General features: G+C 73.9%; 19 protein-coding genes and 1 rRNA gene. 5 read left to right on the top strand and 15 right to left on the bottom strand.

Translation table 11 applies throughout. The annotated features are described in order from the left end of the window. A 16S ribosomal RNA gene (locus tag ACFWJB_RS13580) occupies window positions 1–88 on the bottom strand; the annotation flags it as partial. Between the two features lie 570 nt (window positions 89–658). On the opposite strand from ACFWJB_RS13580, the gene ACFWJB_RS13575 reads away from it, so the two are divergent. Both ACFWJB_RS13575 and ptsP read left to right on the top strand, forming a co-directional pair. Then, window positions 659–1,108, top strand: a complete 450-nt coding sequence (locus tag ACFWJB_RS13575; RefSeq protein ID WP_385457733.1) for a PTS glucose transporter subunit IIA — start codon at window positions 659–661, stop codon at window positions 1,106–1,108. Window positions 1,109–1,185: 77 nt separating this feature from the next. Continuing rightward, window positions 1,186–2,856 (top strand): phosphoenolpyruvate--protein phosphotransferase, encoded by a 1,671-nt coding sequence (ptsP, locus tag ACFWJB_RS13570; protein ID WP_385457735.1) that lies wholly within the window; start codon window positions 1,186–1,188, stop codon window positions 2,854–2,856. A gap of 70 nt (window positions 2,857–2,926) precedes the next feature. Here the strand turns inward: ptsP and ACFWJB_RS13565 are convergent, their stop codons facing one another. Beyond that, window positions 2,927–3,817, bottom strand: a complete 891-nt coding sequence (locus tag ACFWJB_RS13565; RefSeq protein WP_385457737.1) for a hypothetical protein — start codon at window positions 3,815–3,817, stop codon at window positions 2,927–2,929. Window positions 3,818–3,940: 123 nt separating this feature from the next. Further along, window positions 3,941–5,908, bottom strand: coding sequence for an acetoacetate--CoA ligase (locus ACFWJB_RS13560; RefSeq protein ID WP_386922246.1), 1,968 nt, complete (start codon window positions 5,906–5,908; stop codon window positions 3,941–3,943). Window positions 5,909–6,121: 213 nt separating this feature from the next. Here ACFWJB_RS13560 and ACFWJB_RS13555 point away from each other — a divergent pair, with 213 nt between their 5' ends. Continuing rightward, on the top strand, window positions 6,122–8,503 hold the full coding sequence (locus ACFWJB_RS13555; protein ID WP_386922244.1) for a glycoside hydrolase family 31 protein: 2,382 nt from the start codon (window positions 6,122–6,124) through the stop codon (window positions 8,501–8,503). Here the strand turns inward: ACFWJB_RS13555 and ACFWJB_RS13550 are convergent. The 7 genes from ACFWJB_RS13550 to ACFWJB_RS13520 form a co-directional block, all read right to left on the bottom strand. Further along, entirely contained in the window at window positions 8,494–9,030 is a 537-nt protein-coding gene (locus ACFWJB_RS13550) for an NUDIX domain-containing protein (protein WP_386922242.1), read from the bottom strand. The genes ACFWJB_RS13555 and ACFWJB_RS13550 overlap by 10 nt on opposite strands. A gap of 47 nt (window positions 9,031–9,077) precedes the next feature. After that, window positions 9,078–9,887: a M15 family metallopeptidase gene (locus ACFWJB_RS13545; RefSeq protein ID WP_385457745.1), complete on the bottom strand. Its 810-nt coding sequence runs from the start codon at window positions 9,885–9,887 to the stop codon at window positions 9,078–9,080. A 137-nt stretch (window positions 9,888–10,024) separates the two neighbouring features. Continuing rightward, window positions 10,025–10,630, bottom strand: coding sequence for an ATP/GTP-binding protein (locus tag ACFWJB_RS13540; protein ID WP_385457747.1), 606 nt, complete (start codon window positions 10,628–10,630; stop codon window positions 10,025–10,027). 56 nt (window positions 10,631–10,686) lie between these two features. Next, window positions 10,687–11,082 carry a DUF742 domain-containing protein gene (locus tag ACFWJB_RS13535; protein ID WP_385457749.1) on the bottom strand — a complete coding sequence of 132 codons (396 nt, stop codon included), beginning with the start codon at window positions 11,080–11,082 and terminating at the stop codon, window positions 10,687–10,689. Window positions 11,083–11,092: 10 nt separating this feature from the next. Further along, window positions 11,093–11,527: a roadblock/LC7 domain-containing protein gene (locus ACFWJB_RS13530; protein WP_385457750.1), complete on the bottom strand. Its 435-nt coding sequence runs from the start codon at window positions 11,525–11,527 to the stop codon at window positions 11,093–11,095. Continuing rightward, the gene (locus ACFWJB_RS13525) at window positions 11,524–11,955 is read right to left on the bottom strand and encodes a roadblock/LC7 domain-containing protein (RefSeq protein WP_386922239.1); all 432 of its coding nucleotides are present in this window, start codon (window positions 11,953–11,955) and stop codon (window positions 11,524–11,526) included. Before ACFWJB_RS13525 ends, ACFWJB_RS13530 begins: the two co-directional genes overlap by 4 nt. Beyond that, window positions 11,952–14,870 carry a nitrate- and nitrite sensing domain-containing protein gene (locus ACFWJB_RS13520; protein WP_386922237.1) on the bottom strand — a complete coding sequence of 973 codons (2,919 nt, stop codon included), beginning with the start codon at window positions 14,868–14,870 and terminating at the stop codon, window positions 11,952–11,954. Before ACFWJB_RS13520 ends, ACFWJB_RS13525 begins: the two co-directional genes overlap by 4 nt. 427 nt (window positions 14,871–15,297) lie before the next feature. Here ACFWJB_RS13520 and ACFWJB_RS13515 point away from each other — a divergent pair, with 427 nt between their 5' ends. After that, window positions 15,298–15,840 carry a hypothetical protein gene (locus ACFWJB_RS13515; RefSeq protein WP_386922254.1) on the top strand — a complete coding sequence of 181 codons (543 nt, stop codon included), beginning with the start codon at window positions 15,298–15,300 and terminating at the stop codon, window positions 15,838–15,840. Between the two features lie 80 nt (window positions 15,841–15,920). On the opposite strand, the gene ACFWJB_RS13510 is transcribed toward ACFWJB_RS13515, so the two are convergent. From ACFWJB_RS13510 to ACFWJB_RS13495, 4 genes are all read right to left on the bottom strand, one after another. Beyond that, window positions 15,921–20,585: a hypothetical protein gene (locus tag ACFWJB_RS13510; protein WP_386922235.1), complete on the bottom strand. Its 4,665-nt coding sequence runs from the start codon at window positions 20,583–20,585 to the stop codon at window positions 15,921–15,923. A gap of 73 nt (window positions 20,586–20,658) precedes the next feature. Continuing rightward, window positions 20,659–21,543 carry a hypothetical protein gene (locus tag ACFWJB_RS13505; RefSeq protein WP_385457758.1) on the bottom strand — a complete coding sequence of 295 codons (885 nt, stop codon included), beginning with the start codon at window positions 21,541–21,543 and terminating at the stop codon, window positions 20,659–20,661. A 145-nt stretch (window positions 21,544–21,688) separates the two neighbouring features. Then, window positions 21,689–23,215, bottom strand: coding sequence for a hypothetical protein (locus ACFWJB_RS13500; protein WP_385457760.1), 1,527 nt, complete (start codon window positions 23,213–23,215; stop codon window positions 21,689–21,691). A gap of 92 nt (window positions 23,216–23,307) precedes the next feature. Then, window positions 23,308–24,015: a GntR family transcriptional regulator gene (locus ACFWJB_RS13495; protein ID WP_385457762.1), complete on the bottom strand. Its 708-nt coding sequence runs from the start codon at window positions 24,013–24,015 to the stop codon at window positions 23,308–23,310. A 170-nt stretch (window positions 24,016–24,185) separates the two neighbouring features. Between ACFWJB_RS13495 and ACFWJB_RS13490 the strand changes: the two genes are divergently transcribed. Next, window positions 24,186–25,181 (top strand): putative hydro-lyase, encoded by a 996-nt coding sequence (locus tag ACFWJB_RS13490; RefSeq protein WP_386922232.1) that lies wholly within the window; start codon window positions 24,186–24,188, stop codon window positions 25,179–25,181. Between the two features lie 181 nt (window positions 25,182–25,362). Here ACFWJB_RS13490 and ACFWJB_RS13485 read toward each other — a convergent pair whose 3' ends face one another. Further along, window positions 25,363–26,781, bottom strand: coding sequence for a HEAT repeat domain-containing protein (locus tag ACFWJB_RS13485; RefSeq protein WP_385457765.1), 1,419 nt, complete (start codon window positions 26,779–26,781; stop codon window positions 25,363–25,365). Window positions 26,782–26,955: the final 174 nt, after the last annotated feature.

Below are 26,955 nucleotides of genomic sequence, written 5' to 3'. Positions count from 1 at the left end.
TCCCCACCGAAGTGGTTCATCGTTCGACTTGCATGTGTTAAGCACGCCGCCAGCGTTCGTCCTGAGCCAGGATCAAACTCTCCGTGAATGTTTACTCGGCCAGTGAATTAACACCGCCGGTGCGACACACACGGGAGCGGAACGGTCGGAGGAATGATCCGACCGTTCACAGCGTCCTCACTGTGTTTTTTCAAAGGAACCTCGTCCCAGCCTGATGGCCGGAGACGGGGTATCAACATATCTGGCGTTGACTTTTGGCACGCTGTTGAGTTCTCAAGGAACGGACGCTTCCTTTGTACTCACCCTCTCGGGCTTTCCTCCGGGCGCTTCCCTTCGGTGTTTCCAACACTATCAGGCTTTTCCGGTCCCTCTGACCACCGTCCTGCGAGCATGCAGAAGGCGACCCAGAGATAGGATCTGAAGAGTTGGGTGCCTGCCGAACGAGCACACCGAGTTGATGTCGCTCAACCTCTGGCAGGAGTGACGACTGTACACGGGCCCTCGGAACGGGTGCAAATCACTGGTGACTGTGGTCTAGACCTCTATTCGGAACATCCGTGCGGAACCGGTACTTCCTATGACATACGCTGCTGCACAGTGTGCCGTCCGGGACAGGCAGTGACGGCCCGTACAGATCTCCACCACCGGGAGGCTTCCCATGACCACTGTCTCGTCCCCGCTTGCCGGACGCGCCATCGGACTGGCCGCAGTGCCGGATCCGGTCTTCTCCGGGGCCATGGTCGGCCCGGGTACCGCCATCGACCCCGTTCGGGAGCCCTCCGAGGCTGTCTCTCCTGTGGACGGGGTCATCGTGTCTCTGCACCCGCACGCGTTCGTCGTGGTCGACGACAGTGGTCACGGTGTGCTGACCCATCTCGGTATCGACACCGTGCAGCTCAACGGCGAGGGCTTCGAGCTGCTGGTGAACAAGGGCGACACCGTCGTGCGCGGTCAGGCCGTGGTGCGCTGGGACCCGGCGGCCGTCGAGGCCGCCGGCAAGTCACCGGTCTGTCCGGTCGTGGCCCTCGAGGCGACGGCCGAGGCGCTCACGGATCTCCGCGAGGACGGCGAAGTGAAGGCCGGCGAGAGCCTCTTCCTCTGGAAGTGACGGCAACGCCGTCGTACGACGGCTGGTAGGACAACCACCGCGGCGGCGGGACCCGCCGCATTATCGGGACGGGTGAGATGGAGACAACGCTGCGAGGCGTCGGTGTGAGCCACGGTGTGGCGATCGGCGAGGTTCGGCACATGGGGACGGCGGTGCTCGAGCCGCCTGCCAAGCAGATTCCGGCGGAGGACGCGGAGCGCGAGCAGGGGCGCGCCCGCAAGGCCGTGGAGGCTGTGGCGGCCGACCTGACGGCGCGCGGCAACCTGGCGGGGGGCGAGGCCCAGGCGGTGCTCGAGGCGCAGGCCATGATGGCCCAGGACCCCGAGCTGATGGCGGACGTGGAACGGCGGATCGTCGTCGGCAGCACGGCCGAGCGCGCTGTGTACGACGCCTTCGCGGCGTACCGCGCCCTGCTGGCCGGTGCCGGGGAGTACCTGGCCGGCCGGGTCGCGGACCTCGACGACGTGCGGAACCGTATCGTCGCCCGGCTGCTCGGGGTGCCGATGCCGGGCGTGCCGGACAGCGACGAGCCCTACGTGCTCATCGCGCGTGACCTGGCGCCCGCCGACACGGCGTTGCTCGACCCGACACTGGTGCTCGGCTTCGTCACCGAGGAGGGCGGGCCCACCAGCCACAGCGCGATCCTGGCGCGGGCGCTGGGCGTGCCGGCCGTGGTGGCGCTGCCGGGGGCCGGCGAGCTTCCCGAGGGCACCGTGATCGCGGTGGACGGCAGCACCGGCGAGATCTTCGTGAACCCCAGCGCGGAGAAGAAGGCGCGGATGGAGGCGGAGGCCGCCGAGCGCAAGGCCGCGCTGGCCGCCTCGACCGGGCCGGGGGCGACGTCCGACGGTCACAAGGTGCCGTTGCTGGCCAACGTCGGTGGTCCCGCCGACGTGCCCGCCGCGGTGGAGGCGGGGGCGGAGGGCGTCGGCCTGTTCCGTACCGAGTTCCTCTTCCTGGACGACAGCGAGAACGCGCCGTCCGAGGAGAAGCAGGTCACCGCGTACCGGCAGGTGCTGGAGGCGTTCCCGGAGGGCCGGGTCGTCGTGCGGGTGCTGGACGCCGGCGCGGACAAGCCGCTGTCCTTCCTCACCCCGGCCGACGAGCCGAACCCGGCGCTGGGCGTGCGGGGTCTGCGGACGCTGCTCGACCACCCCGAGGTGCTGCGGACTCAGCTGACGGCGCTGGCGAGGGCCGCGGAGGGGCTGCCCGTCTACCTCGAGGTCATGGCCCCGATGGTGGCGGACCGGGCGGACGCCAAGGCCTTCGCGGACGCCTGCCGTGAAGCCGGGCTGCGGGCGAAGTTCGGTGCGATGGTCGAGATCCCGTCCGCCGCACTGCGGGCGCGCTCGATCCTGCAGGAGGTCGAGTTCCTCTCGTTGGGGACGAACGACCTCGCGCAGTACACCTTCGCCGCCGACCGTCAGGTGGGCGCGGTGTCGCGTCTGCAGGATCCGTGGCAGCCCGCGCTGCTCGACCTGGTCGCGCTGGCCGCCGAAGCGGCGAAGGCCGAGGGCAAGAGCTGCGGTGTCTGCGGTGAGGCCGCGTCGGACCCGCTGCTCGCCTGTGTGCTGACCGGTCTGGGCGTCACCTCTCTGTCCATGGGCGCGGCGTCGCTCCCCTACGTACGGGCGACGCTGGCGAAGTTCACGTTGGCGCAGTGCGAGCGGGCCGCGGCGGCCGCCCGTGCGGCGGACAGTGCCGAGGAGGCGCGCAACGCGGCTCAGGCGGTGCTGTCGGGCGAGTAGGGGCTGTTGAAGCCGCTGCCGTGGCTGTGGTGAGGGGCGCTCCGCCTTCGGGTGGGGCGCCCCTCGCGTTTCAGTGGCGGTGTCCCGGCGCTGCGGCGTCGTCTCCGAGGTCGGGCGGCGCGCAGTAGTCGACGTTGGATTCCGGGGAGATCAGGTCTCCGGACTCGACGTCGGTGCAGTAGGCGTCGAAGACCTCGCCGGCGGTGAGGGGGACGAGGCCGTACCCGCGCAGCCGCCAGCCGTAGATGCGGTCGGGGCTGCCGGGGGATGTGGTCCGCATGACGAGGCCGCCGGGGGTGTGGGTGGCGAGGCCGAGGGCCAGGACGGCGGTGAACTCCAGGGCGTCGGCCTCGTCCAGTCGCGGGGCGTCCTCGGTGTCGTCGTCGGCGTGGAGGACGGTGGTGAGGGCTTCCGGTGCGGTCGAGACGCTGCAGACCAGGTGCCGGTGGCCAGCCGGGGCGGTCTCCACGATGCGCGTCAGGAGGCGGGAGGCGCGGGCGAACGCGGCGCGGCCGAGGTCCTCGCCGCAGGTGGCGCAGGTGCCGAGGCGGGCCAGCAGGGTGGAGGCGTACTCCCAGGTGGCCTGGCGGACGGCTTCGTCGACGAGGGTGGGGACGAGGTCGGCGAGGGGCTGTCCGTCGTAGGGGACGGTGGGGCCGTGGGCGGCGAGTTCGGCGGTGAACCTGGTGCGGGTGGCGGGGAGGTCGGGATCGAGGCCGGCCGTCGCGCAGAACTCGGCGTAGTCCTCGGGGTCGAAGAGGGCGACGGTGGTGTGGGTGCCCTGGGAGGCTCGTGTCCTGAGCACCGCCTCCACCTGGCGGAGGTAGGCGGCGTGGTCGTCGAAGGTGAAGCTGCGGTAGCGCCGCATGGCGCGGAAGTCGTGCTCGTCGGTGAGCAGTCCGAAGGTGCCGGCGATCTCGCGGCGCAGGACGCGTCGCATCGTCTGGTCGGTGTGCGCCATGTTTTTCCCCCTGTGCGCAGTCGATCAATGCTCACTCACCGTAACCGGCGGCACTGACAACGGGGGCCGGGCGGGCTCGGGCCGGCTGCCGTCGTGCGGGCGGCCGGCCCGGTGCGGGCCCGGTCAGGCGCGTTTGCGGGCGAGGTCCTCGTAGAAGTGGAGCAGGTCGAGGTTGTCGATGGAGCCGGGGTTGACGGCCTTCTCGAGTGGGGTGCCCTGGAGGAGGCGCTTGACGGGGACCTCGATGCGCTTTCCGGTGAGGGTGTGCGGGATGCCGGGGACCTCGACGATCTCGTCGGGGACGTGGCGTGGGGAGAGCTGTTCGCGGATGGTGCGCTTGATGCTGGTCCGCAGGGTGTCGTCGAGGACGGCTCCGGGGACCAGGTGCACGAAGAGCGGCATCCAGTACCCGCCGTCGGGCTGTTCGACGCCGATGACGAGGGACTCCCGGATCTCGGGGAGCCGTTCGACGGCCTCGTAGATGTCGGCGGAGCCCATGCGGACGCCCTGCCGGTTGAGGGTGGAGTCGGAGCGGCCGTGGATGACGACGGAGCCGCGGGAGGTGAGGGTGATCCAGTCGCCGTGCCGCCAGACGCCGGGGTAGGTGTCGAAGTAGCTGTCGTGGTAGCGGCTGCCGTCGGGGTCGTTCCAGAAGCGGACCGGCATCGACGGCATGGGGTTGGTGACGACGAGTTCGCCGACCTCGTCGGTGAGGGGTTCGCCGTTGGGGTCCCAGGACTGGAGGTCGGTGCCCAGGCCGGGGGCCTGGAGTTCGCCGATGTGCACGGGGAGGGTGGGGACGGCGCCCGCGAAGCATGAGCAGACGTCGGTGCCGCCGCTGACGGAGGCGATCCACAGGTCCTCGCGCACCTCGTCGTGCAGCCAGCGGAAGCCGTCGGGCGGCAGCGGGGAGCCGGTGGTGGCGACGCACTGGACGCTGGAGAGGTCCAGGTCGCGGCCCGGGTGGATGTCGGCCTTGCGGCAGGCCATGACGTAGGCGGCGGAGGTGCCGAAGAGGGTGGCGCCGGTGCGTTCCGCGATGCGCCACTGGGCGTCCGTGGCGGGGAAGCCGGGGCTGCCGTCGTAGAGGACGATCGTGGTGCCGGTGAGCAGGCCGGAGACGAGGAAGTTCCACATCATCCAGCCGGTCGACGTGTACCAGAAGAAGCGGTCCTCGGGGCCCAGGTCGCAGTGCAGGCCGAGCTGCTTGAGGTGTTCGACCAGGATGCCGCCCTGGGACTGGACGATGGCCTTGGGCAGGCCGGTGGTGCCGGAGGAGTAGAGCACCCACAGGGGGTGGTCGAAGGGCACCTGCTCGAAGACCGGGTCGGTGTCCGCGGCCGTGAGGGCGTCCCATGCGAGGGCGCCCTCGGGGGTCTCGGTGCCGAGGAGCGGGATGTGGACCACGGCGCGCAGGGTGGGCAGTTCGCGGCGCAGTTCGGCGACGGTGTCGCGGCGGTCGTGCTCCTTGCCGCCGTAGCGGTAGCCGTCGACGGTGAAGAGGACGACGGGTTCGACCTGCTGGAAGCGGTCCAGGACGCTGCGGGCGCCGAAGTCGGGGGCGCAGGAGGTCCAGACGGCGCCCACGGCGGCGGTGGCGAGGAGGGCGGTGACGGCCTGGGGGATGTTCGGGAGGTAGCCGCTGACGCGGTCGCCGGGGCGGACGCCGAGGGCGCGCAGTTCGGCGGCGAGGGCCCCGACCTGTCGGCGCAGCTCCGACCAGGTGACGGGGGTCGCCTCGTGGGTCTCGTCGACGTACAGCAGGGCCGGTTCGTCCGCGCGGGTGGCCGCGGCGCGCAGGGCGTGCTCGGCGTAGTTCAGGGTGGCGCCGGGGAACCACTGGGCGCCGGGCATCGAGCGGTCGGCCAGCACGCGCGTGCAAGGGGTCGAGAAGCGTACGTCGAACCACTCCGTGACGGCTTTCCAGAAGGTGTCCAGCTCGTCGACGGACCAGCGGTGCAGGGCGGCGTAACCGCCCTCGGCGGGGGCGCCGTGGTGCTCGGCCGCCCAGGACTGGAACCTGGTGATCCGTGCCTGGGCGATGCGCTGCGGATCTGGCTGCCAGAGCGGCTGGGGGTTCATGGTCGACATGGGGCGGCTCCCGGACTGTGCGCGTCGTGTGCGTCCTCCGCGCACGGGCTGGGGTGTGCGCGTGACGCGGCTGACAGGGACGATGCCATGTGATCGACTTCCGCACCAGGGTCCGCCGCACATAGTCGGTGTCGGGAAGATGTGGTCCTGTCACGGGTGAACGGCAGTTGAACGCGGCCCGCGACGAGGGCGGTCGGTGGCAGGGTGAGCAGCATGGACGGTCGTGACCTGGTGCGTTCGATGAAGACGTTCGGTTCCGCGGGGCCGGCGCAGGGGTTGCGTACCGTACGGGCGGCGTGGCGCAGGCGGCGTGCGGACGCCGCGGGGCTGCCGCCGCGCGGGGCGGAGCGAGCGCGGGTGCCGGGGGCGATGCGAGAGGTGGAGCCCGCGCCCGGGGGTGGTGTGATCCGGTTCGGCCGTTCGGAGCTGCGGATCCTCGTCGCCGTGAACGGGGCGGTGTTCTGGGGCTGGGACGGGGCGGCGCCGGAGCCGTCGTACGCGCTGGCGGGCCGCTGTCCGGAGCCGGATCCGCGGGCGGTGCTGGAGCCGGACAAGGACGGCGGCCGGCGGGTGGTGGCCGAGCGGGTGACGGTGGCCGTGTCGCGGCACGGCGCGGTGGAGGTGCGTACCCCGGGGGGCGTGGTCCTGCGCCGTGAGCTGCCGCCCCGGTGGTGGGAGCCGGTGGACGGTGGTCCCGCGCGCTGGACGCAGCGGTCGGAGGTGACGGCGGACGCCCGGTTCTTCGGGCTCGGCGGGCGGGCCTCGGGGCCCCGGTTGCGCGACGGTGTGTACCGGCTGTGGAACGGGGGTCCCGGCCGGGCGGGCTCCGCCGCGCGGGACGCGTCGGCGTCGGTCACGATGCCGGTGCAGCTGGTGGTGGCCGACGCGGGGACGCACCTGGTGTTCCACGACAACGCGTGGGACGGCTCGGTGACCCTGCGGGAGGGCGAGGAGGGTGCCGGGTCGGGGCACGACCGGCCGGGCCGGAGCGTGCTGCGGATGGACGGGGGGCCGCTGCGCTGCTGGGTGATGGTGGGGACCCCCGCGCGTGTGCTGCTCGCCTGGGCCTCGCTGACCGGCGCTCCGGCGGTGCCGCCCGCGTGGGCGCTCGGCCACCATCACGGACGGCGCGAGTTCGGCGATGAGCAGGAGCTGCGGCGGGTCGTCGCCGGCTACCAGGAGCGTGAACTGCCGGTCGACGCCGTTCACCTGGACGTCGATCACCTCGACGCCCGTCGGAACTTCACCCTCGACGAGGAGCGGTTCCCCAAGCTGCCGGTCCTCGCCGAGGAGCTGCGGCGGGACGGGATCCGGCTGGTGTCGGTCGTCGATCCCGGGGTCCCGGCCGTGCCGGGGCATGCGCCGTACGACGGCGGGACGGACGCGGACGTGTTCGTACGGGGAGCCTCCGGACCGGTGGTGCGTGGGGTGGGGAGTCCCGGGGACGTGGTGTTCCCGGACTTCACGGACGCGCGCGTGCGGGCGTGGTGGGGCGGGTTGTGCGCGGAGCGGCTGGAGCGGGGGTTCGCCGGGTTCTGGCACCAGCGGGACGAGCCGGTGTCGTTCGCGGCGTTCGGGGATCCGACGCTGCCCCGGTCGGCCCGGCACCGGCTGGAGGGGCGCGGCGGCGATCATCGCGAGGGGCACAACGTGTACGCGCTGTGCATGGCCAGGGCCGGGTACGAGGGCCTGCGGGCGCTGGTGCCCGAGGAGCGGCCGTTCGTCCTCGCGCGCTCGGGCTGGGCCGGGATGCAGCGGTACGGGGGCGCGTGGTCCGGGGAGGCGGGCGCGGGCTGGCCGGGGCTGCGGACGTCGCTGGCGCTGGTGCTGGGGCTCGGACTGTGCGGGGTGCCGTACTCGGGGCCGGACGTGGGCGGCCCTGGGGACGGTCCGTCGCCCGAGCTGTACTTGCGGTGGTTGCAACTGGCGGCGTATCTGCCGCTGTTCCGTACCTACGCGGGTGCGCGGGCGGAGTTCCGCGAGCCGTGGGATTTCGGCGCCGAGGTGCTGGAGCACGCGCGCGGGGTGCTGGTGGAGCGGCGGCGGCTGTTGCCGTACTTCGTGACGCTGGCGCATCTGGCCCGGCGTACGGGTGCGCCCTATGTGCGGCCGCTGTGGTGGTCGGCGCCCGAGGAGCGGGTCCTGCGGGACTGCGAGGACGCCTTTCTGCTGGGCGACTGCCTGCTGGTGGCGCCGGTGCTGGACCCCGGCGCGGACGGGCGGGCGGTGCGGCTGCCGCGGGGGCGCTGGTACGACACGGTGACGGAGCGGGCGTACGAGGGGCCGGCGCAGGTGCTCGTGGATGCTCCGCCGGGCCGGATTCCGGTGTTCGCGCGCGCGGGGGCGGTCGTTCCCGTGCGCGGGGAGGACGGGCGGCTCGAGCTGGAGGTGTGGGCGCCCGCCCGGGGCCGGGCCGGGGGCGGACTGGTCGTGCCGGACGCCGGGGACGGCTGGGAGGAACCGGCGACCGAGCGGTACGCCGTCCGCTGGGAGGGCCGGCGGGTGGTGGTGGAGCGGGAGGGTGAGGACGGCGCGGGTGCGCCGTCCCGGCCGGTGCGCGTCCGCGGGCTGGCGGAGCGCCCGGCTCAGATGTAGCGGCCTTCGAACCAGGCCCGCACGGCCCGGGTGTGGAGGGGGAAGGCGAGCTCCTCGGCCCGGCGCAGGAGACGCCGGTCCCCGGTCTCGTCGGTGGCGGTGAACGGCGGGAGGTCCTCGGCGGGCCGCTCCGGGAGGAGTCCGAAGAGCAGCAGATGGCCGTCGGGCGAGCTCATGGCGTCGGCGAGTCGTACGTCGCGGCTCGCCGCGTGGATGCCCGTCTCCTCCTCGAGTTCGCGGACGACGGCCTGCCGCCAGTCCTCCCGGTCGTCGATGTAGCCGCCCGGCAGGGCGACTCCCCCGAGGGCGGGGGGCACGGTGCGGGTGATGACGACCAGGGCGGTGCCCTTGGTGTCGTACACGGGCTGGAGGGCGACCGCCACCGGCAGCGGGTTGCGGTAGGCCGTGGTGCCGCAGGCCGGGCAGGTGCGGGGCCAGCCGGAGACGCCCTCTCCGTAGGGCGTTCCGCAGCGCGAACAGTGGGAGTCCGGCGCGGAGTTGGGAACGGAGGTTTCGTTTTCGGACACGCGGCGGACTGTATCCGATCACGGACGGGGCGGCTCCGGCGGGCGGCTCAGTGGCGGCCGGACAGTGACTTCGCGGAGACCGGGAAGTCGAAGTAGGTGTCCGGGTGGGGTTCGGGCTTGTAGGTGAAGTGCCACCACTCCTCGGGGAGGTTGACGAGGCCGGCGTCCTCCAGCGTGTTCTTGAGCAGCAGCCTGTTGGCGCGCTGGATGCCGCTGACGCGGGGGTCGAGGGTGTGGGAGAGGGTGTCGAAGCAGTCGAAGCCGGTGCCCATGTCGACGGAGTTGTCGGGGAAGCGCTCGTCCCGGGGTGCGAAGCAGGGCACCAGCGGCTGCCCGGGGTGGTACGGGCGGGTGGGTCTGGCCGGGAGTTCCACGAGGGTGAGGTCCATGGTCGAGCCGCGGCTGTGGCCGGACTTCTCCGCGATGTAGCCGTCGTCGAACAGGCGGGTCTTGTCGACGTTCGGGTAGAACTCGGGCTTCATCCTCTGGTCGCCGAGGTCCTCGGCCCACCGGACGAAGTGGTCGACGGCGCGTTGCGGGCGGTAGCAGTCGTACACCTTGAGGGAGTAGCCCTGGCTCAGCAGACGGGTCTGGGCGCGGTGGAGGGCCTCGGCCGCGGGGCGGGTGAGGATGCACAGCGGCTGGCGGTAGCCGTCGATGCGCTCGCCGACGAAGTTGTGCCCGGTGGCGTAGCGCATCTCCTGGATGATCGTGGGGTCGACGCTTCTCAGCGCCACGAAGTCCTCGGGCGCCCCGGGTTCGGGAGCGGCCTGGGCGGTGGCGGGGGCGGTGGTCACGGCGAGCAGGGCGGCGACGGTGGTGACCAGTCCGCGTACGGCGGTGGAGAGTCGTGTCATGTCCCCTGCATCTATCAGGCGGGGGCTCCGTGAGGGAAGTAGGCGGAGATCACCCGGCCCGCGCGTCGCGTGACCCGCCCTGCGGGGTCGCGAAGCGTGGGGGCCGGGTGCCGGACCGTCGGACGCGTGGGCGTGGCTCAGGTGGTGACGGGCCGGCGCCGGTCCGCCGCCTGGGCCATCGCGTGCTGGACGACGCCCACGAGGACTTCCTTGACCGACTCCTTGTCACGGGCGTCGCACATCACCAGCGGTACCTCGGTGTCGAGGTCGAGGGCCTGGCGGACGGTCTCGGCCGGGTAGCGGGCCGAGCCCTCGAAACAGTTGACGCCGACGAGGAAGGGGATGGAGCGCCGCTCGAAGTAGTCGACGGCGGCGAAGCAGTCCTCCAGGCGGCGGGTGTCGGCGAGGACCACCGCGCCGAGGGCGCCCTCGGACAGCTCGTCCCACATGAACCAGAACCGCTCCTGTCCGGGTGTGCCGAACAGGTACAGCACCAGGTCCTCGCGCAGCGTGATCCGGCCGAAGTCCATCGCCACGGTGGTGGTGTGCTTGCCCTCCACACCGCTGACGTCGTCCACGGGCCGCCCGGCCTCGGTGAGCAGTTCCTCGGTGCGCAGCGGTCTGATCTCGCTGACCGCGCCGACGAGGGTGGTCTTGCCCACGCCGAAGCCGCCGGCCACGAGGATCTTCAGCGTGACGGGCTCGACCGGCGGCCTGCCGCGCTGAGAACGCCCGAAGATCATCGATTTCCTCTCCTTACCGTGCCCGCGGGCCGCTCCGGCGAGCCGCGGGACCGCTTTCACAGTGCTCGCAGGCCGTTGATCACGTCGCGCAGGATGTTCTCGTCCGGTAGTTCGGCCGGGGGCACCGGCCGGTTGACGTGCACGAGTTCGGCGTCGACGAGGTCCCCGACCAGGACGCGTACGACGCCGACGGGCAGGTCGAGTCCGGCGGCGAGTTCGGCGACCGACTGCGGGGTGTCCCGGCACAGCCCGACGATGTCCACGTGCTCCGGGGCGAGCGTGACGTCCGCCTCCGGATCGTCCGCGTGCGGTTCCGAGACGACCACCGCGATGAGGTCGAGGCGGTGCTGGGCCGTGCTGCTGGTGCGGCCGCGTGTCATGGCGTACGGACGGACGACGGGGCCGGCCTCGTCGTCGAACCAGTGGTCTGTTCCCTGACCGTCTGCGCTCATGTCATCCCACTTACCCGCCCGAGGGCAGATCGGTGCGCGGGGCGGTGCCCAGGTGCGCACCGACCCGCTTGACGAGGAGGGTCATCTCGTAGGCGACCTGGCCGACGTCGGAGTCGGCGTCCGACAGGACGGCGAGGCAGCTGCCGTCGCCGGCGGCCGTGACGAACAGGAAGGCGTCGTCGAGTTCGACGACCGTCTGCCGGACGCTGCCCGCGTCGAAGTGGCGGCCCACTCCCTTGGCGAGGCTGTGGAAGCCGGAGGCCACTGCTGCCAGGTGCTCGCTGTCCTCCCTGGTCAGGTCCTTGGAAGCCCCGGTGGCCAGGCCGTCGCCGGACAGGACCACGGCCTTGCGGATGCTCGCGACACGCTCCACCAGGTCGTCGAGGAGCCAGTTGAGCTCCCCGGACCCGGCCGTCGTGTGGTCGGTCGCCTTCGGTGCGGTCATCGACCGTCCCCCTTAGTCGTTCGTTGTGGTGCCTGTGGTGCCTGTGGCGTCGGTGGTCGTGACGCCTGTGGTGGTGTGCCGTCGTCGGACGGGGCGTCGCCCGCGGCGTTCTCCTGGCGACCGCGCTGCCAGCCGCGCTGGAGCGAGGCCATGCGGCTGCGCACTTCCTCGGCGTCCCGGTCGGCCGGGGCGGACCGGTCCTCGGCGGGCTTTCCGGTGCCGCGCTTGAGGTGGAAGCCGGAGGCCACTGCTGCCAGGTGCTCGCTGTCCTCCCTGGTCAGGTCCTTGGAAGCCCCGGTGGCCAGGCCGTCGCCGGACAGGACCACGGCCTTGCGGATGCTCGCGACACGCTCCACCAGGTCGTCGAGGAGCCAGTTGAGCTCCCCGGACCCGGCCGTCGTGTGGTCGGTCGCCTTCGGTGCGGTCATCGACCGTCCCCCTTAGTCGTTCGTTGTGGTGCCTGTGGTGCCTGTGGCGTCGGTGGTCGTGACGCCTGTGGTGGTGTGCCGTCGTCGGACGGGGCGTCGCCCGCGGCGTTCTCCTGGCGACCGCGCTGCCAGCCGCGCTGGAGCGAGGCCATGCGGCTGCGCACTTCCTCGGCGTCCCGGTCGGCCGGGGCGGACCGGTCCTCGGCGGGCTTTCCGGTGCCGCGCTTGAGCTGGGGGGCCAGGTTGGCCTGCCGCACGCGTCGGGGCAGCGCGCCGTCGTCGGCGCCGGTGCCCGGTCCGGAGTCGTCCGCGGCACCGGACACGGGCTCGGCGGGCCGGGCGCGGCTCGGGAGGGCGGGGGGGCCGGGCGTCCGGCCGGGGTCGCCGTCCCGCGCGGGTCCGCCGTCCGCCGGGGGCCCGCCCTGCGCGCGGGGGGTACCGCGGCGGCGGGACGGGAGGGACGGCAGCGCGTCGGGTTCCGGACGGTCCGCCCGGTCTCCGGTGTCGGTCCGGGGCGTGTCGTCCGCACGGTCGCGGGAGCCGCGCTCGGGGACGGGGCGTCCGTGCGAGCTGACCAGCTTGGGGGTCCGTCGGCGGGGCAGCGGGACCGGGGCGTTCGGGTCTCCCTGGGCACCGGGCCGGACCGGACCGTCCGGCCGCTCGGAGCTTCCGGGCGGTTCCGGGGCCGCGGGGAACCGGTCCGGGCGCGGCGGCCCCTCGGCGTCCTGGCCTCGTCGTTCGCCGCGGCGGATCACCGCGTCGTCGTCGGCCGCGGCGAGGGAACGCCGCGGGCGGAAGAGGCCGCCGCGCTCGCCGTCCTCGTCGAGCCCGCCGGGGAGGTCGCCGAGGGCGTCCAGGTCGACGGGCGCCTCCAGTTCGACCGGTCCGTCCAGCAGGGGTGCCGGGCGGCCCGGCAGCCGGGCCGGCACGTGGGCGAGGGCGGAACGTCGGCTTGCCTCCCGCTCGTTCTCCCTGGCCTGCTGCGGCCGGTCGAGGCGGAACCCGATGCCGTTGGTGTCGGGCGCGTCGTCGGTCAGCAGCGCGTCGGGGACGAAGACGACGGCGGTGGTGCCGCCGTACGGGGAGGGTTGCAGGGAGACCCGGACGTTCTGCCGCTGGGCCAGCCGGCTGACGACGAACAGGCCGAGCCGGTCGGTGTCGGAGAGTTCGAAGTCCGGGGTCTCGGCGAGCCGGAGGTTGGCGTCGAGGAGCGCTTCGGCCGTCATGCCGAGGCCGCGGTCGTGGATCTCCAGGGTGAATCCGTTGGCGACCCGGTCGCCGAGGACCTGCACGGCGGTGTGCGGAGGCGAGAACACCGTGGCGTTCTCCAGGAGTTCGGCCACCAGGTGGGTGAGGTCGGCGACGGCCGGCCCGGTGACTGCGATGCGGGGCAGCCGGCGGACCTCGATGCGCTCGTAGTCCTCGACCTCGGCGACCGCGGCCCGCACCACGTCCATGAGCTGGACGGGCTTGCGCCACTGCCGGGAGGGGGCGGCGCCGGAGAGGATGACCAGGCCCTCCGCGTGCCGGCGCATACGGGTGGTCAGGTGGTCCAGGCGGAAGAGGTCGGCGAGTTCCTCGGTGTCCTCGGTGCGGCGTTCCATGGTGTCGAGCAGGGTGAGCTGCTTGTGCAGCAGTACCTGGCTGCGGCGGGCGAGGTTGACGAACACCTCGGAGACCCCGGAACGCAGTTCGGCCTGCTTGACGGCGGCCTCCACGGCGGCGCGCTGGAGCGTGTTGAGGGCCTGGCCGACCTCGCCGATCTCGTTCCTGTCGTACTCCAGGCGCGGCACCTCGGTCTCCACGTCGACCTGCTCGCCCGCCGAGAGACGGCGCATGACGCCGGGCAGGCGGACGCCGGAGGCCTCGTGGGCCTCCAGGCGCAGCTGCCTGAGGTCGCGGATCAGGGCGCGGCCGACGCGGACGGACAGGAAGAGGGAGAACAGCACGGCGATCAGTCCGAGCGCGCCGGCGACGACCGCCTTGGTGATGACGTTCATCGCGACCGGCCGGACGCGGTCCTGGTAACGGTCGGCGGCCTGGTCGTCGAGGTCGCCGAGTTCGTCGAGGACGCTCCCGGCGGCGGTGTCCCAGCTCTCGGCGCTGACCCCGCGGGGGGTCCCGTCCTCGGTGGAGACGGCCGCCTCCTCGGCGACGCGCAGGGGGGCGGAGGAGGCGTTCTTCCAGAAGCGCTCGTACCGGCCGCGCTCCGTGGCGGGCAGCAGCGGGAGGTTGCTCTCGTACAGCACGGTGCGCTGCGCGACGAGGTCCGAGACGTCCCGTGTCTCGCTCCGGGTGAGCCTGCCGGTGACCAGGGCGGAGCCGAGCAGGGCGTCCTCCCGGGAGAGCAGTTCGCGGGCGCGGGAGACGTTGACGAGGGCGCGGTACTCCTTGTAGAGGCCGACGTCGTCGACGACGCGGAGGTTGGCGAGCAGGGCGTGGCAGGGGTCGACCAGGCGGTTGTAGAGGCCGAGCGCCTGCGCGCGGTCGACGGTGCCGTCCTCGACGCTGCGGCGCAGGGGGGCGATGCCGTCGAAGGAGTCCAGGACCGCGGTCAGGCGGTCCTTCCCGGCCTCGTCGAGCGCGTCGCGCACGTCGGAGTCGGCGGCGTTGCGGCGGATCTCGGCGACGGCCTCGTCGGTGGCGGTGCGGCTGCGCTCAAGGGCGGAGAGGCCGTCGGAGGCGCGTGGGTCGGCGAGGTGGACGAGGGTCTGGCGGCGTTCCTGCTGGAGGACGCGGACGGTGTCCTCGACGGGGTAGCCGACCTGCTCGACGAGGGTCGACACGCTGAACAGCCGGCCCGCCTCACGACCCGTGAGCACCGTGGCGAAGGCCCAGATCGCCGTCAGGGACACCAGCGGCACGAGAAGCAGCGCCACGATCTTCCGGCGGATCGACTTCCCGCGAAAGCGCATGGACTCCCCCAGCTGGACCCCCACCGGCAGGGGGCACACATGTGCGTCAACAAACGGCGCGAGCCTACTACTGACGCACAGGGAACTCGAAGGCCTTTCCGGAGGGTCAACTTCCGCACCGACGGCGGGAGATGGTGAGTTGTCCGGTCATTGCGGGAGATTGCTCCCGGGTTCCGGCGGACGGTGCGCGGGCATGCCGGCGCGGCACGGCGGGCGAGTTGGCCGAAACTTTTCGACTACGGGGAATTTCCGGGAATCCTGGCGGGCCGCGGTTCGTCCTTCCCCTAGGGAAACCGGGGCGGAATCGGCCACAGGAGCCGCATCCCGCCTCCGGGCGGCGTAAAGCGAGGCAAGCCGGGCAGCCAGAGGGGAGCCGGGTCTTCGGACGCGGGCGAGCGGTTGGCAGGCGGTGGGGAGTGACATGGTGATGGGCACGGCGGAGCGGCGCAGGGCGCCGGAGGACGCCGGGGCGGCCGCGTCGGCGGCGGGATCGGGTCCCGGGGTACCGGATCGCGACATCCCGGCGCGCGGACGCGCCGTCGAGGGGCCGGAGCGGGACCGGCGGGAACCGCAGCCGGTCTACCGGCAGTTGTGGACGGAGGAGCCCGCTCGGCGACGACGGCTGCCGGACCCGGTGCGTACCGCCGCGGTGCGTGCGGTGCTCGTCGTGGCCGTGACGCTGATCCTGGCGATGGTGGCCTTCCTGTGCACGATGGCCGGATCCTGGCTGGCGTTCCCGATGGTGCTCAGCAGCGTGGCCGGCACGGTGGTGGCCACGTGGGGCGTACTCGACGTGTGGGTGACGCGTCAGGTCTGGAACCAGCGCCACGGTGTCGTGTCGGTGCCGAGCAGCACCGCGCGGGCCATGCGGCGCGAACGGCGCCGGGCGCGGCGGCAGGCACGGACCGCCGAGCGCGCCCTCGGGCGGATACGCGGGCGCGGCCGCGCGGGGCAGCTTTCGCATCCCTGAGCGGCCGTGTGCCGGTCCTGGGCACCGCCGGACATCCGGTGTCCGGCGGTGCCTCTTTGCCGGCCGCGGTGTGCGGGCGGCTAGGCGGGTGGCTGGGGGGCGGGCGCGGGCCGCTTGTACATCCGGGTCGCCGTGATCTCGCTGTGCACCGCGTCCGCCTCGCCGGCCGGGGCCTGCTGGGGCAGCCCCGGTCGCAGGTGCTCCTCCACGCTGATGTACTTCAGGCCGGCCCTGAGGTCGGCGTCGTTGCGCAACCGGATGACCAGCGGGAACTCGGCCAGGGCGGTCGTGTCGAACAGGCCGGTGGTGTAGAGGAGCTGCACGCCGAGCGCGTCGGAGACGGCCCGCTGGAGCTCCAGCAGATACGTGGCGTTGGCTCGGCCGATGGGGTTGTCGAGGAACAGGGTGCCGGCGTGCCGGTGCCGGTCGCGGCCCCGGTCGTTGCTGCGGAGCGCCGCCATCGTGCAGTAGAGGGCGATGGCCGCGGTGAGCAGCTGGCCGCCGGAGAAGACGTCGCCCATCTGCCCGACGGGGACGCGCTCGGCCCGCAGGACGGCGTCGGGCTTGAGGATCTCGACGGCGACGCCCTTCGGCTGGAGGGCGGCGGCGACGCCGCGCAGCAGCAGGGACATGCCGTCGCGGCGCAGGTCGGAGTTCTTCCGCACGGCCGCCCTGGTCGCCTCGTCGACGACCTCGCCGAGCCGCTCGGTGAGGGTGGCCTGGTCGGGCTCCTCGAAGCGGATGCGCAGGAACTCCTGCCCGGACCACTCGCCGAGCCCTTCCGGCAGCCGGGAGAGCCGCTGGGCGGAGCGCAGGGTGGCGAGGGCAGACTCGACCAGGCCGCGCAGCCGGTCCACGATCGAGTCGCGGTTGCGCTCCAGCTGGGCCAGCTCGTCGGTCAGGACCCGCAGCCGGGGCGCGAAGGCGTCCGCCCACTTGCCCGCGTGCTCGGGCAGCGCGGAGGCGGGCAGCTCGCGGATCTGCTGCCGTGCCGGGGTGCGGACCTGTTCGTAGCGCGTGGAGTTGGCGTGCCGGACGAGGACGTCGCTCGCCTCGCGGACGGCCGCCTCCGCGGCGGACAGGTCGGCGGCGCAGCCGCGCAGCGACCGGCGGGTCTCGGCGGCGGACTGCCGGGCCTCGTCCAGGCTCCCCGGGTAGGGGTCGTGGTCCTGCGGCTCGTCGTCGGACGCCGGATCGCGCAGCAGGTCGCGGAGCATCGCGGCGATCTCGTCGAAGCCGCCGGCCGCGTCCTCGGCGGCGCGGTGCGCGTCGAGCAGCTGGGCGTGGGCGTCGCGGGCCTGGGCCAGGGCCTCGGTGCGGGAGGCGAGTTCCGCGGTGGCCGTGCGCAGCAGGGCCTGGGCGTGCTCGGCGTCGGCCGGGACCAGGTCCTCGGGGAGTTCGGTGTGGGCGTCGCCGTCCTCGGGTGCGTGCCGCTCGGCCTCGCCGCGCAGCCGGCCGAGCTGCTCGCTCGCGGTCGACACGCGGGTCTCCAGGAGCTGCACCAGCTCTTCGGCGCGGGCGGCGGCGGCCTGCCGGGAGGGCCCGTCGGAGCCGTCGGGCGACTCCAGCAGCTGCGCGGCCCGGGTGCGGACCTTGTTGCTGAGCCGGTCCAGCTCCGCGCGGGCCGCGCTCTCGTCGCTCTCCGCGCGGGCCTGCTCGGCGCGCAGGTCGGCGCCGACGCCGACCTTCTCGTACACCTGGGAGGCGGCGCGGTAGGCCTCGCGGAGGTCCGGCAGAGCCTTCGGCGCGTCCGTGCCGTTCCCGGGTGCGTCGTCGGGCACGTCGTCGGGGGCGCCCGCGATCTCGGCGCGCTCGGCGCGCAGGGCTCGGGCGGTGCGACGGGCGTCGTCGGCGGCGCGCTGGGCGGCGCGGCGGTCCTCGTCGGCGGCGCGGGCCCGCTCCAGGCAGACCTGGGCGCGGGCCTCGGCCTCGGCGCCCTCGTCGGCGAGCTCCCGGAGCCTGGCCTGCCAGCCGGCGCGCTCGCGCAGCCGGAAGGCGAGTCCCGCGAGGGCGTCGGCGGCGCGGCGGGCCTTCTGCGCGGCCTCCTGGCGTTCGTCGCGCATCCGGACGGCCTCGGCGGCGTTCTCGTCGGCCTCGGCCCGCACGGTGCGCGCCTCGGTCAGCTCGGCCTCGGTCTCCTCGGCGAAGGCGCGCGCCTCCTCGGCGGTCCGCGCCAGTTCGGCGAGGCGCCCGGCGGGGCAGCCGGAGCGCCAGGAGGCGAGCCGGGCCGCCAGTTCCCGGTCCTTGCCGAGCCGGGCGGCGAGTGCGCGGATCTCCTCGTCGCGTTCCGCCGCCCGCGCGCGCAGGGCCTGGCGCTCCTCGTCGGCGGCGTGCTCGTCGTGCATGGCGGGGTTCGGCGGTACGAGGAAGACGTCCTCGGCGCCGGACTCGGTGGCCGGGGTGGGCGCGAGCAGGGCGGCGGCGGTGCCGACGGCGACCGCGGAGCGCGGCAGCAGGGCCGCGTCGCCGAGGACGTCCCGGGCGCGGGTGTGCGAGTCCGGGTCGGTGATGATCACACCGTCGACCAGCTCGGGCCGGGCGGCCAGCACGCGCGCGTGGTCGGCGGGGTCGACGGCCTGCGCCAGGTAGCGCCAGCCGGGCAGGGCGGGGATGCCGTGCTCTCCGAGGAACTCCACGGTGGCCAGCACGTCGGGGCCGGCCGGCAGCAGTCCGCCGTCGCCGAGGGCGCCGAGGATGCGGGAGTCGTCGGCGGCGGCGGTGCGCAGGTCGAACAGGTGGCGCTCGGCGGAGGAGACCGTGTCGTCGAGCAGCTCGCGCAGTTCGTCGGCGAAGCGGTCGAGTTCCTCGGCGGTCAGGGCGCCGCCGGATGTCCGGGGCGGGTCGGCGGGGCGGTCGTGGTCCGCGTCCTGCCGGGGCTGGGGGATGCCCGGGCGGGGCGTGGCGGCCAGGCCGAGCAGCTCCGCGAGCCGGTCCTCGGCGGCCAGGGCAGCGGCCGTGCGGCGTTCGGCCTCGTGGGCGCGCTCGGCGGCGGTGGCCGCGTCGGCCGCGCGGGCGGCGGTCAGCTCGGCGCGGGTCTCGGCGGCGGCGGCCTCGCGCGCGTGCTCGGTGGCCCGGCGGGCGGCCTCGCGGGCGGTGTCCCAGGCGGCGACCGTCGTCTTCTCCGCGTCGCTGGCCTCGAGGGCGGCGCGGGCGGGGTCGGCGTCGGGGGCGCTGTCGTCGAGCCAGCCGGCGCGGACCGCCTCGGCGGTCTCCTGCTCGACCTCGGTCAGACGCTGGCGCAGGTGCCCGGCCTCGCTGCGGGCCCGCTGGGCCTCGGTGGCGGCGGCGGTGGAGTCCCGGTGGGCGGCGTCGCCGACGTCCTGGAGGGCGGCGGACCGCTCCTCCTCCTCGTTGGCCTGGTGCTCGGCCTTGCCGGCCGCCGCGTGCAGGGCGCGGACGAGGTCGACGGCGGCTCTGGCGCGGGCGGCGAGCGCGGGCGCCGCGTCCCGTTCGGCCTCCTGGATGGCGGCGGACACGCGGGCGACGCGGTCGGCGGCGGCGCGGTGGCGCAGGACGGCTTCGGCGGCCTGCCAGGCGGAGTGCAGGGTGCGCGCGTCGGCGAGTTCGCGCTTCTGCGCGGCGGCCGACTTCTCGGCGGCGGTCAGTGCCAGGGAGGCGTGCCGGTAGGCGAGTTCGGCCGCGACGAGGCCGCTGCGGTGGCGGGCCGACTCGGTGTGCGTGACGGCGTAGGCGGCGGCGGTGACCCGCTGGGCGAGGTCGGCCGCCCGGGCCCGCTCCTGGCCGCCGCGTGCCGAGAGCCGGCGGGCCAGGGCCCTGGTGCGGCGTTCGGCTCCGGTGTGGATGTCCCGGGCGCGGGTGCGGGCCTCGGCGGCCTCGACGATCCGTCCCAGGAGGTCGACGGAGCCGGCGGTGAAGTCGCGTTCGGCCATCAGCTCGGCGCGGCGGCCCAGCTTGTTGCCGAAGCCGCTGACCAGGTCGGCGAGTCCGTCGGTGTCGCGGGTGTCGGTGACGGCGCGCAGCAGCAGGTCGGTGAAGTCGGCGTCCTTCTTGACCGCGAACAGGCCGGCCGCCTCGCCCTCGTCGGCGTTCATCTCGCGCTGGTAGCGGAAGAGTTCGGGGTCGAGGCCCAGGTCGCCGAGGTGCTCGATCCAGCGGTCGTGGGTCTCCTCCCAGTGCACCTCCAGGTGCGGGTAGGCCTTGCCGGCATCGGTGAGCGCGTCCCGGAAGCCCTTCATGGTGCGCCGCCGGCCCTGGGCGCCGGAGACGCCCTCGACGGGCGGGCGGACGGAGGTGGCCTCGGCGACGGGCAGGTTGTCCAGGGTGAGTCCGGGGCCGGGCCGGAACGAGTACCAGGCCTCGGCGAACTTCCGCGGATCGTTGGAGACCTGGCGTCCCCGCCACTCGCTGACCTTGCCGACGACGACGCACTCGCCGGTCTGCACGTGCTGCCACTCCAGCGCCACGTGGCCGCAGTCGTCGGCGAGCAGGAACTTGCGCAGCACGCCGGAGCTGGCGCCGCCCAGGGTGTTGCGGTGGCCCGGCAGCATCACGGAGAAGATCAGCTTGAGCAGGACGGACTTGCCGCCGCCGTTCTCCAGGAACAGCACGCCCGCGGGCGCGGGACGGCGCGGCGGGCCGACGGGCTCCTCCTCGAAGAACTCCGCCTGAGCGGGCGCGGGGCGGGGCACGGGCTCGCCGACACCGCGCAGGTCAAGCACGGTGTCGGCGTAGCGCGCACCGGCGGGTCCGATGGAGTAGAGGCGGACCCGGGACAGCTCGTACATGGCGGACTCTCGTAAGTCTTCGTGAAGTCGGGGACGTTCGGGGGCGTGGTGGGGCGGGCGTCGGGGAGCAGGGTCAGGACGAGTGGAACGGCAGTCCCGCGTCGGCGACCAGCTCCAGGTCCTCCGTGTCGTCCGCGGGCAGCAGGGTCGCCGTGCCGTCGGTGACCGGGACGACACCGAGCTCCAGCAGCTCGGCCATCGCGGCGCTGCCCGCCATGTCCCGCACCTGGAGCTGGTAGCGGGCGGTCGTGCGGTAGGTGCCGCCGTTGTCGTCGCCGGTGCGCTGGAGGAAGCCCGACTCGGTGAGGAACGCGGCGGCCTTGCCGACGATGCCGGTGGTGGAACCGGGGAGTCTGCGCGCGTCCTTGGTGGCGCCGGTGGCGCTGCGCCTGGCCCAGATCCGCCAGGCCGCCTCCAGGCCGGGGGCGTCGGTGGCCGGGTCGGTGTTCTCGCCCTGCTGCTCCGCGCGCTCCTCCAGGCGCCGGCAGGCCTGGCGGACGAAGGCGTCCACGCCGTTGACGGTGACGCGGCCGATGTAGCCGTCGTCGGCGAGGTCCTCGGGGCGCGGGTAGGCCATGGCGGCGACGGCGAGGTGGGCGAGGCCGTGGAGGAAGCGGTCGCCGGAGTCGGTGGCGGCGCGGCGCGCGTAGTCGCCCATGCGGACGGCGAACACCGAGTCCTCGGCGGCCGTCACGGCCATGCCCGCGCGCGGGGACACCTCCAGGACGACGAGGCCGAGGCCGGTGGCCACGGCGTCGGCGAGGCGCGCGAAGGGCGGATCCTCGCGGTACCGGCGCAGCAGGTCGGCGTACTCCTGGTCGCGGGCGGGGAGCAGCTTGGGCTGGAGGCCGAAGGCCACGAGTCGCGCCGCGTCGGCGGCGTCGGCGGGCGTGACGGCCGCGGTGGCCGGTGCGGCTCCCGGCTCCGCCGGTTCGCTCCGGTCGACGTGCTCGGTCACGGTCGGTGCTCCTCGTGGTCGCGGTGGTGGGGCTGGTGATCGCGGTGCGGCCGGTGCCCGCGGTGGTGCGGCTGCGTCACGCGGTGGCGTGACCGGTACGGGCGGTGGTGCGGCTCGCGGGGGTGCGGCCGGTGCCGGGGGGCCTTCATGCCGCCTCCGTCCGGTCCGCCGCCATCCCGGCCGCGTCCAGCAGCGCCGTACCGACGATGAGGTCGGCGCCGCCGAACTCGGGATCGTCCAGTTCGGTGCCGTCGTCCACGGCGAACAGCAGCTTGGGCTCGCCCTGCCGGTAGGCGGTGCCGACCGGTGGGCTGGCCGCGTGCACGGCCAGCAGGGCGACGAGGTAGGGCAGGTCGGGGTCCTGCGCGCGGGCGTCGGCCAGCAGCCCGGACAGCCGGCGCGGGGCGTCGTGCGGCACGTCGAGCAGCTCCATGGCGGAGGCCAGCTGCTCCTCGCTGAAGCGGCTGTCGTCCGGGGTGGCGATCAGGTCGGGCTCCGGCATCTCGGCGCCGAGGTGTTCCCGCTCCACCGGCGGGGTCAGCAGGATGTCGACGAGGTCGCCGACCCGCACGGAGACGGGTGTGCGCAGACCGGTGCCGTGCGCGAAGAAGGCGTCGGTCGCGCGCAGCGCCTGCTCCAGGGGCAGCGGCAGGACGGGGGCGAGGAGGTGCCCGTACAGGTCGAGGCCCGAGGTCGTCAGGGGGGTGGCGAAGGCCTGCCGGTCCTGTTCGGCGCGGAAGAGCGGGCCGGCCTCCAGCAGCCGGGACTGGAGCTGGGTGTGGCGGCGGATGCAGTCCTTGACGATGTCGACGAGCTCGGCGGCGCGGCGCTTGTGCTCGGGCTCCTCGGACTCGTCGCGGGCCTTGCGGATGTTGGTGAGGATCGCGTTCTCGTGGCGGTACCGGTCGGCGACGTGGTCCAGGGCCTCGGTGATCATGTCGGGCACGGTGTTCAGCCAGTCGACCGCGCGGACGTTGCGCCGGGTGGCGTCCAGGGCCTTGCGCAGGGTCTCCGAGTACTGCACGGTCCGGTACCGGGCCTGCTCGGCGGCGAGCTGGGCGTCCGCGAGCCTGCCGCGGCTGATCAGCACCTCCAGCTTGACCTCGGCGGCGATCTGGGCGCTGGTGACATCGGTGTCCAGGGCGCCGACCAGGACGTTGACCGCTTCGTCGGTGGTGCGCAGATAGACGGTGCCGCCGGGGCCGGGCACCTCCTCCAGCAGCTTGAAGTCGTAGTCGCGCCGCACATAGGTGCCGTCCGGCTCGAAGGTGCCGTACACCGCGCGGAAGCCCCGGTCGACGCTGCCGACGTTGATCAGGTTCTCCAGGACCCAGCGGGCCACCCGCTCGTGCTCGGCGGCCGGACGCGAGGGGGCCTGGGCGGCGACGCGCGGGACGAGCCGGGCGACTATCTGGTCGTGGTCGGCGCCCGTGTCGAAGTCCATGTTCAGGGTGACGAGGTCGATGGCGGCGAGGGCGACCTCCGCCATGCCGTACACCGAGTACTCGCCGGCGAGGTTGGCCTTGCGCGCGTCGAGGTCGTGCAGCGGCGCCGTGCAGGCGAGCGCGCGCAGCCGCCGCGCCAGTCCCTCGTCGGCGGCCGGGCCCGGGGCAGGGCGCGGCCCCGCGCTGAGCTGGGGCGGAACACTGTCCGTCGATGCAGGCGAAGTCACGGTGCACAGACTAGGTCCTCGCTCCGACAACAACCCAAACGGCGCAGAACCACCGCCCCCGGCACCGGCCGTCGCCGGGCCCCCGCCGCCCCTCAGGCCGGTGCGGCCCCGTCGTCGCCGACCCGCCGCAGGTACACGTCCACGAGCCGCTCCAGGGACTTCTCGAGGTAGCCGGCGAGCAGCCGCTCGGCCCCCTCCCGGTCCCCCGCGCGGAGCGCCTCCAGTATCTCCGCGTTCCGCGCGATGTACGGCTCGTGCAGGCGCCGCGGGTCGTCCACGACGTGGAAGGCGAGGCGCAGTTCGGCGAAGACGCTGCGCATCAGCTCGTCCGTGCGTTCGCTGCCGGCAAGGGCGACCAGTTCCCGGTGGAAGTGGATGTTGGCCGTACCCACACCTTTCCAGTCACCTTCGCCGGCCGCCCGGCGCCCGTCCTCGACGGCCGTGGCGACCCCGTCGAGGGCGTACGGCGGCTCTCCGAGGCCGCGGACGACGGCGCACTCGACCAGGCCGCGGGTGCGGTAGATGTCCTCGACGTCCTCGACGGTCAGGACCCGGACGAAGACGCCGCGGTTCAGCTCGTGGACGAGCAGGCGTTCGTGGGTGAGCAGGCGGAACGCCTCGCGCAGGGTGTTGCGGGAGACGCCGAGGGCGCCGCCGATGCTGTCCTCGGACAAACGTGTCCCGGGCGGGAAGTAGCCGTCCGCGATGCGGCTCCTGAGGATGTCCGAGACCCGCTCCGCGGTGCTGGTCCGTCCGAGGAGGACGCGGTCGCCGGCCAGTCCCGTCAACTGCTCTGCCATGACCGGAATTCAATCGCAGATACCTGCACGAAACAACATGGGTATTGAGGGATCGTTGAACGATCCCCTACGGTGCCGTCAGATGTCCCCGCGGCGCCCCCTTCGCACGGCGCCGTCGCACCGACCGGCTCACTCGACAAGCACCCTCCGTCCTCCCCTGCGAGGTGCCCATGAGTACGACCCCTCCACGCCAGGTTCCGCCCGCCGGCATCCATGCCGGCAGCGCCGGACTCCCCACGGACGGCGCCGCGTTCGGCGGCCACGCCCTCGACTCGCACGACCGCAGCCGGCGCGGCGCCGGCTCCGCCGGAGACCCTCGGGACGGAACCGGCGTGCACCACTCGCAGCGCGCGACCGGGGACCGGCCGATCACCCTCGTCGAGGAGCACGCGCCCGCGTGGAGCCCGGGAACGGCCCGCGCCCGCTTCCGGAACGGGCTGGCCGGCCCCACCGCCGGAGTGGCGGCCGGGCACACCCAGGCCAACCTGATCTCGGTGCCCGCCGACTGGGCGTACGACATGCTGCTGTTCTGCACGCGCAACCCGAAGCCGTGCCCGGTGCTGGACGTCACGGACGCCGGGAGCTGGACCACCGTTCTCGCCGACGGGGCCGACCTGCGCACCGACCTGCCGCGCTACCGGGTGTGGCGGGACGGCGAACTGGTGGAGGAGCCCACGGACGTGCGCGCGCACTGGCGGGACGACCTGGTGTCGTTCCTGCTCGGCTGCAGCTTCACCTTCGAGTCGGCGCTGACCTCGGCGGGCGTGCCGATCCGCCATGTCGAGCAGGGCCGCAACGTGCCGATGTACGTGACCGGCCGCCAGTGCCGTCCGGCCGGGCGGCTGCACGGCCCGATGGTGGTCTCCATGCGCCCGGTGCCGCCCGCGCACCTGTCGGCGGCGATCCACGAGACCGGCCTGCTCCCGGCCGTGCACGGCAGCCCGGTGCACTGCGGCGATCCCTCGGCACTCGGCATCGAGGACCTGGGCCGGCCCGACTTCGGTGACCCGGTGGACACCGCGCCGGACGACATCCCGGTGTTCTGGGCCTGCGGGGTCACTCCGCAGGCCGCGGTGACGGCCTCGCGTCCGCCCTTCGCCATCACCCACGCCCCGGGGCAGATGTTCCTCACGGACGCCCGCGACGAGCAGTACCGCGTGGTCTGACATCCGTGCCGGACACGGAGCCCGTCGGCGACACACCCACCGCCGTGCCGCCGGACCCGGACGGCACGCGTCGACGGGGACCGCGCGAAACCCCACCCCCCGCGCGGCGGGCGGCTCCGGGCCGGGCGGCCGCGGGTCACACGGCGGGCGGATCCGGAACGGGCGGGGCGGAACGGGCCCTTCACACGGCGGGCGCGTCCGGGTTGAAGCGGCTGCGCACCGCCGTCTGCACCTCGTCCTCCTCGGCCGGGTCGGCGGCGAGCCTGCGCAGCCGTTCGACGACGCGGTTGTCGCCGGTCTCGGCGTATCGGGCGGCCAGTTCCCGGGTCGTCTCCTCGCAGTCCCACAGGCACTCGACGGCGAAGCCGGCGGCGAAGGACGGGTCGGTGGCGGCCAGCGCTCGGGCGGCGCGGCCGCGCAGGTGGGAGGAGGCGGTCTCGCGGTAGATGTGGCGCAGCACGGGGGCGGCGCAGGCGATGCCCAGCCGACCGGTGCCGTCCACGAGGGTCCACAGGGTCGGCGCGTCGGGGCCCTCGCCCCGTACCGCCTCCCGCAGCGCGGCGAGGACGAGCTCGCTGTCCTGCGCCCCGCCCCGGCAGGCGAGCACGCGTCCGGCGGCGGCGCCCAGGGCGTCGGGCCGGTGGACCCAGCCGCGCGCCCGGTCGACCGCGGCGGGGCCGCGCATGCGTTCGTAGGCGGCGACGGCGGCCTCGACCACGGGCGCCGGGCCGGTGACGACCGCGGCCTCGATCAGACCGAGGACCTCGGGATCGTCGCAGTCGGCGAGATAGCGCAGGGCCGTGCAGCGGGCGCCCTCGGTGCCGGACCGCGCGGCCTCGACGATCTCGGCCCGGTCGTCCGGACCCGCGACCGCGGTGAGGCAGCGGGCGGCGGGCACGTGGAGCGCGGCTCCGCGCTCCACGCCCTGCTGGGCCCACTCGAACACGGCTCCGACGCTCCAGCCGGGGCGCGGCCCGCCGGGGCTCATCTGCCGCTGCCACCGGTCGAAGCAGCCCGTCTCGTGGGCGGCACGCACGCGCGTGGCGATCGATTCGCGCGGATCCTCCGCCCACAGCCGCCAGGGCCTGGGCTCGAAGGCGTCGCGCACGGCGGCGGCCAGCTCCGCGTCGCCCTCGGGATCTCGCGGGAAGCGGGCCAGCACGGGCGCGGCGAGGGCCCGCAGTCCCGCGTCGTCGTCGCGCAGCGCCAGCTCGTCCAGGGCCCAGGCCCAGTTGACGCCGTGGGCGGCGTACCGGCGCAGCAGGTGGAGCGCGTCGAGCCTGCCGTAGGAGGCGAGGTGGCCGAGGACCGCGAGGGCCAGCCCGGTGCGCGACTCGTCGGAGTCGAGGACGTCCTCCGGGTCGAAGAGGTGGGTCTCGATCGCGTCCAGCTCGCCGTTCAGGTCGAGGTAGAGGCGGGCGTAGTAGAGGGAGCGGTTCTCCACCTGCCAGTCGTGGCGGGGGTCGCGCAGCACGCAGTGGTTGAGCGCCGCGAGCGCCTCGGCGCGCGGGGCGGTGAGCGCGTGCAGCGTGCCGTCGCCTCGACCCCGCTGCAGCAGGCCGAGCAGGGTACCGCTGGGCGCTATGACCGGATCGAACATGGGATACAGCCTCACATCAAGCGTCGACGCAACCGGGAACCACGCGTTACCTGGCCGCGTGACAACACGTCGGAGCGCCCGCCGTCTCTTGCTTGCCGTGAACCATGTTCCTCTGCCTCTCGTCGGTGGCCCAGGCGGGCCGCATCACGGCCCGCGCGGTGCGGCACTACCTGC

The sequence above is a fragment of the Streptomyces sp. NPDC127100 genome (genome assembly GCF_042724095.1).
In the GTDB taxonomy this organism is placed as follows: domain Bacteria; phylum Actinomycetota; class Actinomycetes; order Streptomycetales; family Streptomycetaceae; genus Streptomyces.
This window is presented reverse-complemented; position numbering and strand designations above follow the sequence as displayed.

Coding starts and splice junctions, on each gene's coding strand:
- ACFWJB_RS13525 (WP_386922239.1), bottom strand. CDS start 11,955: ATGACCGCACCGAAGGCGACCGACCACACGACGGCCGGGTCCGGGGAG.
- ACFWJB_RS13555 (WP_386922244.1), top strand. CDS start 6,122: ATGGACGGTCGTGACCTGGTGCGTTCGATGAAGACGTTCGGTTCCGCG.
- ACFWJB_RS13540 (WP_385457747.1), bottom strand. CDS start 10,630: ATGATCTTCGGGCGTTCTCAGCGCGGCAGGCCGCCGGTCGAGCCCGTC.
- ACFWJB_RS13515 (WP_386922254.1), top strand. CDS start 15,298: ATGGGCACGGCGGAGCGGCGCAGGGCGCCGGAGGACGCCGGGGCGGCC.
- ACFWJB_RS13535 (WP_385457749.1), bottom strand. CDS start 11,082: ATGAGCGCAGACGGTCAGGGAACAGACCACTGGTTCGACGACGAGGCC.
- ACFWJB_RS13545 (WP_385457745.1), bottom strand. CDS start 9,887: ATGACACGACTCTCCACCGCCGTACGCGGACTGGTCACCACCGTCGCC.
- ACFWJB_RS13490 (WP_386922232.1), top strand. CDS start 24,186: ATGAGTACGACCCCTCCACGCCAGGTTCCGCCCGCCGGCATCCATGCC.
- ACFWJB_RS13565 (WP_385457737.1), bottom strand. CDS start 3,817: ATGGCGCACACCGACCAGACGATGCGACGCGTCCTGCGCCGCGAGATC.
- ACFWJB_RS13510 (WP_386922235.1), bottom strand. CDS start 20,585: ATGTACGAGCTGTCCCGGGTCCGCCTCTACTCCATCGGACCCGCCGGT.
- ACFWJB_RS13575 (WP_385457733.1), top strand. CDS start 659: ATGACCACTGTCTCGTCCCCGCTTGCCGGACGCGCCATCGGACTGGCC.
- ACFWJB_RS13560 (WP_386922246.1), bottom strand. CDS start 5,908: ATGTCGACCATGAACCCCCAGCCGCTCTGGCAGCCAGATCCGCAGCGC.
- ACFWJB_RS13520 (WP_386922237.1), bottom strand. CDS start 14,870: ATGCGCTTTCGCGGGAAGTCGATCCGCCGGAAGATCGTGGCGCTGCTT.
- ACFWJB_RS13530 (WP_385457750.1), bottom strand. CDS start 11,527: ATGACCGCACCGAAGGCGACCGACCACACGACGGCCGGGTCCGGGGAG.
- ACFWJB_RS13485 (WP_385457765.1), bottom strand. CDS start 26,781: ATGTTCGATCCGGTCATAGCGCCCAGCGGTACCCTGCTCGGCCTGCTG.
- ptsP (WP_385457735.1), top strand. CDS start 1,186: ATGGAGACAACGCTGCGAGGCGTCGGTGTGAGCCACGGTGTGGCGATC.
- ACFWJB_RS13495 (WP_385457762.1), bottom strand. CDS start 24,015: ATGGCAGAGCAGTTGACGGGACTGGCCGGCGACCGCGTCCTCCTCGGA.